A 364-nucleotide genomic window follows, 5' to 3' on the forward strand; every position below is an offset into this window, starting at 1 on the left:
TCCGCCAGTACTCCGCTGTCGGTACTACATGCTTAGCCGTGTCTACTGATTTAATCCGCAGCCGCCCGACGGGCAGGGTGCTTTGGATGAGTTGTGTAAGTTTTAGTCACTTCGCCCACAACGTGCTACGCGACGATCCTGTTCTGTATGACAATCAGTTCGGGTTTACAGGCATCCCCTAGTGATTGCTGGAGCCGAAGCTACCAGAAGCAACGGGTCAAGAGGACTGCTTACGCAGCCAGCTTGTACTCCGCGCCGTAGTTTTCGTCATTGGCAACTATAAAAGTTGCAACAGTGGATTTACGAGTTCTGTTACCAACTCGGCATGCACCTAGAGTTTCGCTACCGGCGTCGAATCCTAATC

The 364-nt window shown here is 51.9% G+C and carries 1 other RNA gene; it reads right to left on the reverse strand.

Going from position 1 to position 364, the window contains the following annotated elements:
- Positions 1 to 362: a transfer-messenger RNA gene (gene ssrA, locus K206_RS41215) on the reverse strand; the annotation flags it as partial.
- Positions 363 to 364 lie beyond the last annotated feature (2 nt).

The organism is Cupriavidus sp. WS (assembly GCF_000395345.1).
Lineage (GTDB): Bacteria > Pseudomonadota > Gammaproteobacteria > Burkholderiales > Burkholderiaceae > Cupriavidus > Cupriavidus basilensis_B.